Below are 13,630 nucleotides of genomic sequence, written 5' to 3'. Positions count from 1 at the left end.
GGTTCGGAATTCTGATTTTTTCTTAGTCCGTGTAGACGGACTTTGTTTGTGTAGCCGTGACTTCCAGTCGCCTTATATATTTGTAGAATTTATAATAATACGCTGGATGTAAAAAACAATGGGTTATTTGCTACTTGCTTTATTCAGAAAGTCACAGAAGAGGGATAGCTGATTAAATCCTCACACCCATATTATGAATTAAATATGTCGGACTTTGGTTCACTTTCTGGATAACAAGATTAAGATGTTTAACATAGATATAATTACCTGGGGTAAATGAGGGTATAGGAGTGTTTAATATTTCTCTGGTATAAGGATTATAATAAACTCTCACAAATCCCGCTTGGGAAAATTGCTGATGAAGCGAGTCTGATACTGTCTCTATTATAATTAAGGAGAGTATATCACTATTCAGTGTCTTAGATGCTCCCTCAAAAGCAAAATCTTCATACCCTTCAACATCTATTTTAATTGCTGTCGGAAATCCATAAAGCTTTGATAGTTCATCTATAGTTGTAATATTTATTAACTCACTATTAGCTTCTGATAGCCTGCGTGGCGTAGTCATATCAATTTGACTTTCTGAAATAATCTTATTTTGACATCCATAATCTGTGGTTATAGTTCCCTGAGAGATTGATGAACCTGCACCATACTGAAGACATTTGACTTTCTCGAAAAGATTATTAACTCCTATATTCTCAATTAGTTTAGAAAAAGTATGACTCACTGGCTCTAATGCAATTACAGAAGAATTACTTACTCCTCCAGCAAGCAACGAATAAGAGCCAATGTTTGCACCAATATCAAAGAAAAGATCCTCTTTTGACAGAAAATGCATAATTAAGGACATATCTACAAATTCATGAAGACCTGTATAAATATTTCCTGTAGCACCTGTTTCACCAGGTCTTAGAATAATTTTTGTATTTTCAACAAAGAGAAAAAGAAAGGCTGATAATGATTGATTAGCTGATCTATAATGAAGTTGCCAATGTAAAAAATTACTAAATGCTTTAAATTTATTTAATGAGGCAAGGGGGTGATGAAACAGGAAACCTAGAGTATTCATAAGACCCATTATTGAAATTCTCCTACTTTTTAGTTCTTGTGTATGATCAGTCAAACTCTATCTCAAATGTAACCTACCTTCCGCACCCTAAACTGTTACACAACGAAAATTGGTCGTTTGGAGATTTGGTTTTAGCGAACTGCTTGCAGCAGCGCTTCGCTATCGCCTACCAATATTTCTTGGTTTTGGTACAAAATACAACATTAAATGGGGATAAAAATCAGAAAAAACCGATTGTGACACCGGGGGGTGCGGAATGTGGGATGTAAAAGTTATTGATTACGCGACGTTTAATGCTTTTTCAGATAAATAAAGCAAAGCACTCCTTAGGAATCGCTACTGAAAAAAGGTGAAAACAGAAAAATAAAGACCAGTTTGTTGAGAATGAATGGTATTTATTGAGAATAAAAACCCGAACTCACAAAATCGCGTTGCTCCCTATTTACTTCATATTGTACTGTTTGGATATTTGTCTAAAATATTAGCAATTTTTGTAACTTTTTGCTAATTTGTGGGAAATTAGCAGCGGTGTCAGCCAAATGAGCCAAATCAAAGGTATCAATTTGGGTTTTTAGCGTATTAGCGTATTCTATCAAATCAGGACATTTATACTGTTCTCCCCAATTTTGCAATCGCAGCGCAAAAGCTCGTAATTGGTCAATTAGCAGGGTTTGGTGTAAGGTTTTCCAGACAGATGCTTCTTCCTGTTGTAATAATTTTATCAGTTCTGGTAACTTTTCTAAGGACTGGGGCGGCATTGCGGAAATGATGGTTTGTGTTTGGGAGGTAGATTTTAAGTCTACCAATAACTGCGCGGGGAATAAACGTTGCAACTCACTAAAAAGATCCTGACGACTAACTGGTTTGCGAAGAAATCCTTGAGCTAAGGGTTGTAATTCTTCAAAGTCCTGTTCTTGAATGGAAGCTGTGACGATGATTACACAAATATCCGCTGTTGAGGGATTTTGCTTCAGGGCTTGTAGAACGGTGATTCCATCCATTTGCGGCATGACCAAATCTAGTAATATCAGGTCAGGATGATGCTCAATGGCTAATTTAAGAGCGATCGCCCCATTGTCTGCCATGATAATTTGGTGAGCAGTAGCATTAAAATAGGCGAAGAGCAAATCTCGGTTAGATTGTACGTCATCAACAATGAGAATTTTCAGAGCCGGAAATTGACTTAAATCATGATTTTCTGGGGTGAATGATGGTGAACTTGCTGTAGTTTGAGTGACTGTAATTTCGGGAAATATTAAGGTGAAGGTGCTACCCTGTTCCAACTCACTTGTTACCTCAACAGTACCACCCATCATTTGGGTTAGACGGCGGCTAATAGTTAATCCTAGCCCGGTTCCGCCGTACTTGCGATTACTTTGTCCTTGACTTTGACGAAAAGCATCAAAAATCAAAATTTGATCACGGGGAGAAATCCCAATCCCTGTATCAGAAACGGCAATTTCTAAGTGGGCATGATTGGGAATATTAGGGTTAGTGCGGCTATGGACACGGATGGTAATACCACCTTTTTCGGTAAATTTAATCGCATTACCAACAACATTTACGAAAATTTGTCGCAACCTGACTTCATCAATATATATTGCTCCGGGAATGAATTCATCAACTTGCAGATTTAAAAATAATCCTTTTTCTTTGGCTCTTTGCAAAAACATTTGTTGAATGTCTTGCAGCAGTGAGGGAAGATTGACAGATTCGTAGTTGAGTTTGAGTTTCCCAGCTTCAACTTTCGATAAGTCCAGGATATCGTTAATTAGGGTTAGTAGGGTGCGGCCATTGGTTTGAATGGCTTGGAGATAACTTTGGGCTAAATCATCACTGACGAGATTTTGTAATAGTTCGGAGAATCCTAAAATAGCGTTCATGGGTGTGCGAATTTCATGGCTCATGTTGGCCAGAAATTCACTTTTGGTGCGACTAGCGGCTTGAGCTTTTTCGGTGGCTGCTTCTAGGGCTAGGTTTTGTTGAGCGAGTTCTATTTGTCGCTGTTCGGCTTGTTGTAGAAGTTTAGCATGAGCGATCGCAATTCCCACTTGAGCAGCTACGGCTTCTAACAGGGCAATGTCTTCAGTAATCCAATGGCGTTGATGATTACATTGGTGTAAACAAATCAGTCCGTTGGCTTTTCCTTGATAGGATGTACGAATTGCCAATACTGATTTTAGTCCAATTTGTTGAGAAATTTCTCTACTTGATGATACCAATGGATCTGCAAATACATCATCTATAATGATTGCTGTGTCTTGTTGGAGGAGTTGATGAATTTGGGGATTACCGGCAATAGGTCCTAATATTCCTTGAATAGAAGGGATATCACCACTCAAGTATTCGGCGACGACTGGGAGATGCTCTGTTGGCTCAATTTCGTAAGTATGCAGGAAACAACGATCTACGCCAAAGGCTTCCCCAATGCGGTTGGCGGAGGTTTCAAAGATTTTTTGGGGTTCGAGACTTTGACGAATTTCGTCGGTGATTTGTTTTAATAGTCGTTCTCGCTGCACCTGTTGTTCGAGAATCTTTTCGGCGGCTTTGCGATCGCTAATATCAACTAAATAGCCTACACACTCTAACGGCTCATTTTCTTGATCCCTAATTAACCGCAACTGAGCAAAAAACCACCGATAGTCACCATCAGCGCAGCGTAACCGATATTCTAAGGAATAGGTATTATCAAATTCTAACCTATTTAATCCTGCTAACACCCGATTTCTATCTTCAGGATGGATATAATCATACCAAAATCCAGTTTCATCTAAAAATACTTCAGGAGAATAGCCAAGAATCAACTGCACGTTATCACTAATAAAGGTAGCTCGATAATCTCTAGTGGGTTGACAACTAAATAAAATAGTTTGGCTAGAGTTCATTAAAGCTCGTAATCTTTCTTCACTTTGGAGCAAAGCCATTTGTGCTTGTTTGAGTTCGGTAACTTCCACAACTACCGAACTGACAGCCTTACCGCCGTCAAGTTGATTAACAGGATAATAACTAGCAATCCAATGTCTTTGGATATTTGGTTGTGAAGGTGTAAACCCAGAAATCTCTATATTGCGAATTGGTTTTCCTGTTGTTAATACCTGATCTAAAATCGGTTCAACCCGATTGGCTAAATCTGGTAATACTTCTCGGAGTTTTTTACCAATATGTGCATTGGCTGGTAAACCATTAATTTCCGCCATTGCTTCGTTAACTCGCACAAAGCGGAATTCTTCGTCATGAAGTACCAACCCCACAGGATTTGTATTATAAAGTTTTTCTAATTCCTCCGTGCGACGTTGTAGAGCTTCCTGGACTTGCTTAATTTCATTAATATTTACAAAAGTAATGACCACACCATCGGCTTGTCCATCATCTCTGAGATATGGATATAACCGCATCAACAAATGATTTTCTGTATTATTAATTCTTACTTCTTGTTCAATGGGGCGTTCCGTTTCCACTACCCGCTGTAATAGTTCCAGCAGATTGGGACAATTCATATTATGGGTAATATGCTGAACCGGACGTTCGACATCAGTTTCTAGTAGGTTAATAGCAGTTGTAGCTGCGGGGGTAAATTTCCGAATTCGCAATTCTCTATCTAGGAAAATTACGCCAATTTCACTACTTCGCAGCAAATTATCCACGTCGTTGGATAATTCTAATAATTGACGAATTTTCGTTTGATATTCTGTATTAACTGTATATAGTTCTTCGTTAACGGAATGTAGTTCTTCATTGGTACTTTGCAACTCTTCATTAGAAGCCAAGAGTTCTTCATTAGTGGCTTGTTGTTCTTCGTTAGTAGTTTCTAATTCTTCAATTGTGGCTTGGAGATTTTCTCTGGTTTGCTGTAATTCGTATTCTAAATCAAGAATGCGTTGGGTTGCTTCCGCGTCTTGCTGAAAAGCTTCAGGACGGTTGGGTAGAGAAGGACGTTCTTCATTCTCAATAATTAACATGAAGAAGTCCGTCATGCGGGTATCTCCCGTATGATAGGTAACTTCTAAATTGACACTACGAATATTATTGCCCTGATTTAAGTGAATATTACCGTAAAGAACGGTTTTTCGTTCGCGTTTGGCACGATGTAGGGCAGTATTAATAGGTAATTTTAGGGTAGTTGGGACTAAATCAGCGATCGCTCTGGTCATTTGTCCTTCTGGGACTTGCATAATCTGTACCATATCAGTAACGACGTGGAACAGTTCCAAATCATCATTAACTAACAAACAGGTACATTGTCGGCGGCGGACAAAAGCACTAAAAGCCGCACCCAAAGCTGGATCAAATTGCACTGTCCCCCGTCTAGTTTGACTAGGACGGGCGACGACGGGAGTTATATATTCTAAATTTTGATTCAGAATCGGTAAACGCACATTTCGCCGCTTTTGATAAATTTTAAACTTCTCATACAGGGGACTAAATTCTTCAATTAATTCCCCCGGTGTTTCCGCTGCACCCAACAACAAAATACCCTTGTGCATTAAAGAAAAATGCAGCATCCTCATTACGTGCTGTTGCAAAACTGGCTGCATATAAATCAGGACATTACGGCAGCTAATCAGGTGCATTCGCGTGAATCCGGCATTTTTCGCCAAGTTGTGGGGAGCAAAAATAATCATTTCCCGCAACGCCCGCGACACATGGAAATTACGGTTACGGAAGGTAAAATATTTTTCTAAGCGTTTACGAGAAACATCAATACTAATACTTTCAGGATAAATCCCTTCGGCGGCTTTACTTAAAGCGGCTGCATCTATATCTGTGGCGAAAATTTTCACACTCAGTTGTTTACCTAAACGGTTGATGACTTCATCCATCAAAATCGCCATAGAATAGGCTTCTTCCCCGGTAGCGCAAGCTGTCACCCATACCCGCAACTGTTGACCATTTTCTAAGGGGCTAATTAATTCAGGTAAGACTTCTTTATCTAAGTATTCCCAGGCTTCTGAATCCCGGAAAAATCTTGTCACCCCAATCATTAAATCATCTCGCAGCAGCGCTCGTTCTTCGCTGGAGGTGGTTAGATATTGTACATATTCATCTAAGAGATTATGCCCACTCAGGGAACAACGGCGGTAAATGCGGCGGCTGAGGGTGCTGGGTTTATAATAGGAAAAATCGAGCTTTTCATATTGATTAAGAATTTGAATAATGGCGCGGAGTTTCTCTGATTCTAATTCTGGGAGTAATGATTCCCCTGGACTTGCTCCTTGGCGCTGCATTTGGATGATTTCATAAATCGTCCTTGCCATTTCTGCCGGTGGTAGCACTTGATCTACAATACCTGTAGCGATCGCACTTTGGGGCATCCCATCAAATTCTGCTGTTCCTGGTGACTGGACAAAGGTTAACCCACCGGACTCGCTAATGCTTTGTATCCCCTTGTGCCATCACTTCCCGTTCCTGAGAGAATCACAGCCATTGCTTGCTCACCATGATCTCTTGACAGAGAATCGAGAAAAATATCAATGGGGAAATTCGGTTGTTGTCGCGGCGGTTCGCTTTGCTGAATTAACTCTAATATCCCATCATTAACAACTAAATTATTCTGAGGCGTAATTAAATATACTGTATTCGGTTCAATCTGCATTCCGCTTTGTACCCGCTTCACTGTCATGCGAGTGCGCCGTTCTAGCAGTTCTTTCATTAAACTTTTAAAGTCTGGAGACAAGTGTTGGACTACAACGAAGGCAGCACCACTGTCTGCGGGCATATTATCAAAAAACTCTTCTAATGCTCGTAGTCCTCCCGCAGAAGCTCCAATGCCAACTACAAAGCAATGGGTCTTAGTCTCTTCAGACACTACTTATAAACTCCTAATTTTATTTGTTAACTATTGTATAGCACCAAAAGATAAATTACTCAATTTTGTGGGATGGGCATCCTGCCTGTCCTTGATGATTAGCAGGCAAGATGCCCGCACCACAAGAAGTACACACAAGTAATCCTGGCACAGGTTTCAGCCTTTTTTCAGCCGGGGATTTAAGCCGACGTTCTTGGGTAACTGAAAACGGTTCATCAGTAAACCAAATATGAAACCCCTCTGGTAAACCTCTCCTTTGCACCTCTCCCTAACCCTCTCCTAAGAGGAGAGGGAAAAGGAATAATATTTAATACTGGAGAGGCTTTGAACTTGTTTAATCAGAATTTGCCAGATTTGTAAGGCGCGTTTTGGATGGGTTGGGTTGTCGTTAAATGTCTTCTGCATGGCTGTACTGTAAAAAGTCGAAATTATAAATAGCGAGACAGAATTAATTACACAATGTCATTGCGTTAGCGTTACGTGGCGTTAGTGATATGGAACGAAGTGAAATGAAGCAATTCCAATGGTTGTGATTGCTTCCCTTCCCTCGCAATGACTGTAAATATTTTTGTCCAATTACTTAAATAGCGATGCCTATGGCGAAGCGATCGCTTAATTTAAGTAAGTACTGAAACAGAATTAATTACACAATGTCATTGCGTGGCGTTAGTGATATGGAACGAAGTGAAATGAAGCAATTCCAAGGGTTGTGATTGCTTCCCTTCCCTCGCAATGACTGTAAATATTTTTGTCCAATTACTTATTCCCAACTAATTCAGTAAATCTATATCAGTCTTAACATCATTATTTAGTCCTAATTCAGCCAGTGCAACTTTAGTTTCCTCAATCTTTTGGGTAGCTATTTCTCCCTCTACTAAAACCTCCACTTTTAATGTTAATTTCAAATCCTTGATGGTTGCGAATTTAGATACAACTTTCGTGTAAAAATTCATCCATTTTTGCGGTGTAATTACACCACTCCACTTTAATAATTTTGGTAATACAACTGGGGTTATAATCTCAGGTTCATCTTTTGGTTCTGGTTCATCTTGTGATTTTTTCCTATGACTATCATAGGGCGCAGGTTTATCTCCCACAGTATTTGGAATCGGTGTAAAACCACTTTTATTATTATCTGGGTTGTCAGTAGTAGTTTCCCCAGTTTCTGGTGGTATTGATGGCTTTTCAGGAATAGAAATACTTGCAACTAAAGCTGTTTGGTAAGCTTCTGCTGTTTCTTTAGTAATGATAAACATATCCTCAGAAATTTCTACATCTCTAACAGAAAGATCACATTGAAAACAGAAAGGTTGATAGCCATTATTACTTTTACCAACATAAGCTAAAGTTCCGTCTTTGACACCGCGAGATATAGCATCTTTGACAGCATCACTATTCAACAGTCTGGGAAATAATGGAGATGCAAAAAAGGCATCGCGGACAGCTTTGGTACTCCATTCTGTAAATGCAGGTGGCCAATTTCTACTTAAAGAGCGCGGGTTAATAGTATCAATAACGTCATCACTTTGGCGTAACCGGTTGATAATTAAATTCACCAATTTATCAGCTTGACTAGAGTTTACTTGTCCAAAATCAATTACACGAATTTTGTTATCTTTCCCCAATAAAGCCACAAATTTATAGGCATTCCACACGCTTTCTTTTAAATTAGATTCACATTTTTTCAGATTTTCTCCTAACTGACGTTTTTGGTTTTCATCTAATCTTTCTTTTTCTTCATCGTTAATATCTTCCCATGCTAAAACTTTTCTAGCTTCTTCTCGTAGTTTGGTATCAGTATCAGCAATTGCCCAAATTATTCCACTCTTAAATGTTCGGTTGGATGTACCACATTCTTTAGTCATTGACTCAATCATTTTTAAAGTCTGACTATCTTGCATAGAATGTTCTGGTGATAATATTGCTAAATTCAAAACAGGCTGATTAGTAATTTTACCGGATACTTCTGGAAATTCAATTAATTGAATTCCTGGATGAGAAGTAAAAACTTTTTGAATTTCGGCTTTGACTCTTTCTGTAATTCTTTCTGATTGGATATTGGCGCGACGGTCTGCTAAAATCTTATTTAAGTTAGGTGACAGACTAAAGCAATATTTATTTTTTTCTATTGATAAAAAATAACAATTAGTCGCCAATGTCTCTAAAACTGTTTCTACATTACCAATATCTAAAGATGGTTCTGCTACTGCTAACCGAATTTCTGGGATAGTAGATTCCGTACGGAGAATACCACCGTTAGATTCAAAGAATATTGTGGTTGTGACTTTGCGGTGCAGTCGTGCTTTTTTAATTTGGTCGTCAGCTACCATATCCAAACGCACTGCATGGGAATCTTTTTTACCACAAATATCTGTTGTTACTGCACCTTCTAATCTATCTTCGCCTAATTGTCCAAAAACAGCAGCACGAAATTGTGGGTCATCTAGGGGTGCAGTTCCTAAAGTAATTAAAGGATCACGGTGTGCGCCTTGGTATCCTTCTTTATAGGCATGAGAAACCCACAAAGCTAATAAACGCAATACTCCCCTAGTACGTTGGAAGCGGGGTAACACTTGCCATTTGCGCTCAAATACTGATAAGTAATGGGACAGAATTAGTTACACAATGTCATTGCAAATGGAACGAAGTGAAATGAAGCAATCGCAAGGGTTGTGATTGCTTCCCTTCGCTCGCAATGACTGTAAATATTTTTGTCCAATTACTTAACACTGAGGGGTGGAAAGGATAGGTAGCATAAAAGGCTTCACGGGGATTATCCAGGGGAAACCAACTAGGTAGTTGTTGACGATGATCTAGTACCCAGTCAGCGTATTCATTGCAAGTGGCGATCGCATCTTTTGGTAACATAATCCTACCGTTAGCACTTACAGCCCCAGCATCCCATTCAAATAGTCTTCTTCTAATAATTTCTGAAGTTTCCGCTTCTGCTGACATCATGATAGGTTTACCCACCCTATCCAGCATTTTCTTAAACCGTTGTTCATCCCCTTCATCGGCTGAAGTGTATTCTAATTCTGAAGCGGGAACGGAAACTACTAACACCACATTATCTAAACCTCTAGCAGTTTCTGATAATGCTTGAATGAAATTGTATAAACTGTTGTGATAACCCTTGCCACGATAGGAACTAACATAATTAATAATTTCATCCATTAATATTAAACATGGTTTATCTTTGGGCAGAAATTGTTTAATTACGTCACCTTTGGGTTCAATAAACTCTGCTTCATGTTGTGCCAATACAGCTAATGCAGTTTCACCACCTAATTGATAGGCAATTTCTCCCCAAGGTGTTTTCCGTAATGATGTACCATCATTTCCTCCCCGTCCTGTAAGAGAATCAAATTCAGTGCCGACAAACACGGCTACTGCTGCTTCTGGAACTGAAGAAATACCAGCTTTTTGTAATATCTTTTGTACACCAGTCCAATTATTAGCAATAGATCCACCTTTAGCTAAATGGTAAAGTAAAGTGAGAGCGTGGGTTTTACCGCCACCAAACTGAGTAGCCAGGTTAAATACAGCAGAAGTTTCTGTTTTTTCTCCAGACAGACGACGGATAACCTGGGCGGAAAATTCAGTTAAATATTTAGTGAGATAGGTACGGTCAAAAAATTGTTCTGGATTTTGGTAGTAAGCAGGTGCAGTTTTATCTCGTACTTTGTCAAGATGCACAGCAAATTCCGAAGCATCTAAAGGTTTACCTTCCCGTAAGTCTTCGCGGGGTGTTAGTCCATCAATTTTGTACCAAGGTTTAATAGTTGCCATAAGTTTTAGGGTGTGAGATAAATGTGTGAGTGTGCAAGGTAGGTTTTAATAGTTCAATTAATCATTAAATAGTGGAACAGGCTTCTAGCCTGTTGACAGGCAAGATGCCTGTTCCACATTTGAGAAGATGTAGGTTGAGTTGAGGACTGTTGACAGGCAAGATGCCTGTCCCACATTTGAGAAGATGTAGGGGAGTGTGAACAGTTAGAGACTTCCAATTTAAAAAATATCCCAAAATTTCTTGTAGTGCGGGCATCTTGCCCGCTAATAATACAAGGACAAGCAAGATACCATTGGAAGTAGTTATTCACTCCCCCCCTCTAAAATTATCGAAACCCTTGATCTCTCGTTAAAGATAGGGGGGGGTGTGAACAGTTACCATTGGATAGCGTTCGCGAGAGCGTCCCGGAGGGAACTAGCGCTGCTGCAAGCAGATCATTTTTTTTGTGGAGTTCTCTTATGAGGGTAATTTTTACTCATGTATAACCATCTCCTATAGTAATTTCCCAACTTAGGTCATTTTCTGCTGATGCTTCTCGATATGCTAGTTCTAATTCTTCAGCTACTTCAACTAAAGGAGATTGACGGAAAAATTCGGAAAGTTTACTTGGTTGTTCTGGAAGTGTTTTGTTATTTTTATTCTCCATAGTTAGGCTTTGTGCTAGTAGTTGGATAATGTAAAGTTTATCGTTGGGGGAAAGTTGAAGAAGTTGTTGTTCAAGTTCTGGAATAATCATATTTTGATGTTGTTTGGTGTTGATAGTGAATAATTTTATTTTTTGTTTTCATAATTAAAATAATCTTCTTAATTACTTAACGTAACAAAGCAATAAACCCAGCTTGTTCAAAATGTTTATCATAAGCAAGTGCTTCTAATATATTTTTTTGGGACATAATATAAAATGATGTACAATCTGTAAGACTCCATGCTTGATCTGGTCGTTGATTATATAAATCTAGTCCACTTTTAAATAGTTCATCTGTTTGTATAACTACTTCAATCTCAGGATTATCAAAGCAGTAATTAATAAATTTAACTGCTTTTTGTCTATAAAAAATACCTTTTCCAGAAAAGGCATTTAGTAATTCAGTAAATACCATTTCACTGGTAACAAGAGGAATAAATTTTATAGAGGTTGTTATTTGTTTAGCTTTTTGATGTAAATCATCATCAGGATTTAGTAAAGCAATCCAATAGCCTGTATCAGCAAATATTTTTCTCATAATTCTTCTTTAGGTGAACCATATAAATAGTGATCTAGATTTTTTGATAAATCTCTTGGTAGCTGTAAATTATCTGCTGTTGGTGTTTCAGAATTAATTTGATCTACGAAATTTAACAAAGATGGATAATCAGAATTAGGAGAATCATGTTTTTCCACTGATTCTTGATTTGACCTGGATTTAATAAATAACAGAAAGTCTAAAACTTCTCTTATTAATATATCAGGTGTTTGGGATATTTCATTGATTAATTGTTCTCTTGTAGACATTTATTTTCTCCTTTAGATTGTATTTGTATGTGCCTAGCAGATCCCCGACTTATAACATTAATTTATCATATTTATCTACAGGCTGAAAAAGAAGTCAGGGAGCTTAATAGCAATATTCTGTAACTGTCCTCCTATTTAAAATCCTAGTCCTTTCTTTCTTGCTAATACCCCCCATCTACCCAGCGTTTTTCATCTGTGCCGGTGGGGTATAATGCGGATAATGCCTGAGCAAGTCCCCAAAAGCGTTGGTCGTTTCCTGCCCCTTCATCTACTAAAAAGCGTTTTAGGGCTTCGCTGCGTCCGGCTGCAAATAAAATCATGCTTTGGTGAATGCGGTCTAATGTAGTATTCCCTAATTGCGGGACTGTTTTTTCACCCCAGTCTGTATCTTCTTCTGTCTCGGTGATACCTAGCACTGCGAATAAGTTGAGTTGTTCAGGTTCTTTGTTTTTGCCTTTTTTACCTTTGGTTTTGCTGGGGGTTTGGGCTTCTTCTTTACCAAATAAATATTGTGTACGTTCTAATACTGGTAAGAGTCTGGCGGTGCTGCCTTTGAATTCTACTAAGCGAGTAAGTTGTTCTAAATGTTGTTATTTAATTCTGTATCAATAGGCCACGAACCTGTTATTGTCCAACCCGCATCTACCATTGCTTGTAATTGTGCTTCCCATCCAGATGTAGATTTATGGGCAAAAACAATTACCCCAATTCCTTCTGGGGATAAAATATGGCATCCTTCCGCCATTGCTTTTCCCATTTGTCTTTCAAAATAGGCTTTATCTTTTCCTCTACTTGGACTTACAATACATTCTTCTTCTTTAGGGGTTAATTCATCATTAAAAGGAATCCAAGATACGGAAGTGATAACTTGATTTTTTTCTTGCCAGGGATTAGAACCATAATTAGCCCGAAGGACATCTCCGCGTACCACTTCAAATTCTTCTCGAAATTTGTCTTTGAGTTCTCGTTGCCATTGAAATGTTAGATTAGCAGGAGTAATAATCAGGATGCGTTTAACTAATCCTCTAATTTTTAGTTCTTTAATTAATAATCCTGCCATGATGGTTTTCCCAGCACCAGGATCATCAGCAAGTAAAAACCGAATACGGGGCTGTTTATTGGTGAGGGCTGAGATTCCTACGGAGTGCTTCGTGATTAGCCCCCAATTTCGGTTTTTTTGACCACCAATGGTCTTTTTAATATCTGGTTCATTGCCTGATGTAACAAGTATTATATATTCTGATATAATAAGCACATTTAAAAATAAAAGCAATAGCAAAAACCGCCAATTTTCCGAGAATTCGCTAGTTTTTTAGTTTTCTTTGATGTTTGAATTGGATAAAATCGAAATATGCACTAAGTATATCCATCGTCATCTACCAAAAGTTAGATATTAAATAAATGCCTACAGCAATTTCTACCCAGCGATAGGGGATGGTTTTGGAGGGAACTAGTAGTTCGTCAAATTTA

The 13,630-nt window shown here is 38.5% G+C and carries 10 protein-coding genes and 1 pseudogene; all 11 read right to left on the bottom strand.

Translation table 11 applies throughout. The features are described from left to right. Positions 1-172: 172 nt before the first annotated feature. The 11 genes and pseudogenes from FJR37_RS03380 to FJR37_RS26780 all read right to left on the bottom strand — a co-directional run bounded on the left by FJR37_RS03380 (position 173) and on the right by FJR37_RS26780 (position 13,415). Positions 173-1,072: an FkbM family methyltransferase gene (locus tag FJR37_RS03380; RefSeq protein ID WP_160289967.1), complete on the bottom strand. Its 900-nt coding sequence runs from the start codon at positions 1,070-1,072 to the stop codon at positions 173-175. Positions 1,073-1,545: 473 nt separating this feature from the next. Further along, positions 1,546-5,031: a PAS domain-containing protein gene (locus tag FJR37_RS27610; RefSeq protein ID WP_371416091.1), complete on the bottom strand. Its 3,486-nt coding sequence runs from the start codon at positions 5,029-5,031 to the stop codon at positions 1,546-1,548. 498 nt (positions 5,032-5,529) lie between these two features. After that, a pseudogene (locus FJR37_RS27605) lies at positions 5,530-6,788 on the bottom strand (chemotaxis protein CheB); the annotation flags it as partial. A 145-nt stretch (positions 6,789-6,933) separates the two neighbouring features. Continuing rightward, positions 6,934-7,140, bottom strand: a complete 207-nt coding sequence (locus FJR37_RS03365) for a hypothetical protein (protein ID WP_168465295.1) — start codon at positions 7,138-7,140, stop codon at positions 6,934-6,936. Positions 7,141-7,648: 508 nt separating this feature from the next. Beyond that, positions 7,649-9,451, bottom strand: a complete 1,803-nt coding sequence (locus FJR37_RS03360) for a hypothetical protein (protein ID WP_174763380.1) — start codon at positions 9,449-9,451, stop codon at positions 7,649-7,651. Between the two features lie 55 nt (positions 9,452-9,506). Next, complete coding sequence (locus FJR37_RS03355) at positions 9,507-10,667, bottom strand: DUF499 domain-containing protein (protein WP_254434496.1); 1,161 nt, start codon at positions 10,665-10,667, stop codon at positions 9,507-9,509. Between the two features lie 476 nt (positions 10,668-11,143). After that, positions 11,144-11,404, bottom strand: a complete 261-nt coding sequence (locus tag FJR37_RS03350) for a hypothetical protein (RefSeq protein ID WP_199308516.1) — start codon at positions 11,402-11,404, stop codon at positions 11,144-11,146. A 76-nt stretch (positions 11,405-11,480) separates the two neighbouring features. Then, on the bottom strand, positions 11,481-11,891 hold the full coding sequence (locus tag FJR37_RS03345; protein ID WP_168465294.1) for a type II toxin-antitoxin system VapC family toxin: 411 nt from the start codon (positions 11,889-11,891) through the stop codon (positions 11,481-11,483). Then, entirely contained in the window at positions 11,888-12,160 is a 273-nt protein-coding gene (locus FJR37_RS03340) for a hypothetical protein (protein ID WP_168465293.1), read from the bottom strand. The genes FJR37_RS03345 and FJR37_RS03340 overlap by 4 nt, the downstream gene beginning before the upstream one ends. Positions 12,161-12,321: 161 nt before the next feature. Continuing rightward, positions 12,322-12,576, bottom strand: a complete 255-nt coding sequence (locus FJR37_RS26785) for a hypothetical protein (protein ID WP_168465292.1) — start codon at positions 12,574-12,576, stop codon at positions 12,322-12,324. Between the two features lie 164 nt (positions 12,577-12,740). Further along, entirely contained in the window at positions 12,741-13,415 is a 675-nt protein-coding gene (locus FJR37_RS26780; RefSeq protein WP_371416089.1) for an SNF2-related protein, read from the bottom strand. Positions 13,416-13,630 lie beyond the last annotated feature (215 nt).

Origin of the sequence: Aphanizomenon sp. UHCC 0183, assembly GCF_009712065.1 — a bacterium.
Classification (GTDB): Bacteria; Cyanobacteriota; Cyanobacteriia; order Cyanobacteriales; family Nostocaceae; genus Dolichospermum; species Dolichospermum heterosporum.
The sequence above is the reverse complement of the archived record's forward strand: the minus strand, read 5'-3'. Positions and strand labels throughout refer to the sequence as shown.